This window comes from Roseomonas sp. GC11, from assembly GCF_024437745.1.
Classification (GTDB): domain Bacteria; phylum Pseudomonadota; class Alphaproteobacteria; order Acetobacterales; family Acetobacteraceae; genus Pseudoroseomonas.
On sequence record NZ_JANFNY010000203.1, the window covers coordinates 1 to 697 of the forward strand.

Consider the following 697-nt stretch of genomic DNA (forward strand, 5'->3'; position numbering starts at 1 on the left):
TAGATCCAGGCGGGACAGGCGACCGGGGCATCCGTGCGCCTGGGCGGAATGGCGGGTCGGGCACCCATATCCCAGATCCGCTCGCGGAAGGTGTCGGAGGCATAACCGCGGTCGCCGACGACCCAGCCCGGCACATCCGGCAGGCAGTCGAGCAGGCCAGGCGCCAAGGGCAGTTCGTGCGCCTGACCGGGCGCGAGAGCGAAGGCGATGGCCCGCCCACGCCCGTCAGCGATCACGCAAGCCTTGGTGCCATAGCCGCCGCGAGATCGGCCAAGTGCTTCGCGCAGATCTCGCTCCTTGCCATGGGCCCCCTTTTTTCCGCACCCGCCGCCTTGTGGTGGGCGCGAATGTTGGTGCCGTCGAGGAAGGTCATGCCGAGCGCAACGCCACGCTGCTGGACCAACTCCAGCAGGCGCTCCCAGATGCCTGCCTTGGCCCAGCGGATGAAAAGCTGGGCGGCCAGCCACCAGGGGCCGAGCTCGACGGGAATGCTGCGCCACTTGGCACCGTTCTGGTGTCGCCAAAGGATGGCCGACATCGTGCGGCGCAGCTCCTTCGGCGGCGTCTTGCCACGAGGCCTGACAGCCTCGATCAGCGGTTCCCACACCGCCCAGGTCGCATCCGTGAAAACCTGATTGTCGCTGCTCTCCACCATGCCCAGAACATGGGAACAGCATTCAAGCTCTAACAGGCCTTA

Annotated in this window: 1 pseudogene; it reads right to left on the reverse strand. The window is 66.7% G+C overall.

Annotated features, from left to right (window positions below):
- Nucleotides 1-655 (reverse strand): annotated as a pseudogene (locus NON00_RS24630) (IS5 family transposase); the annotation flags it as partial.
- Between the last annotated feature and the right edge of the window lie 42 nt (nt 656-697).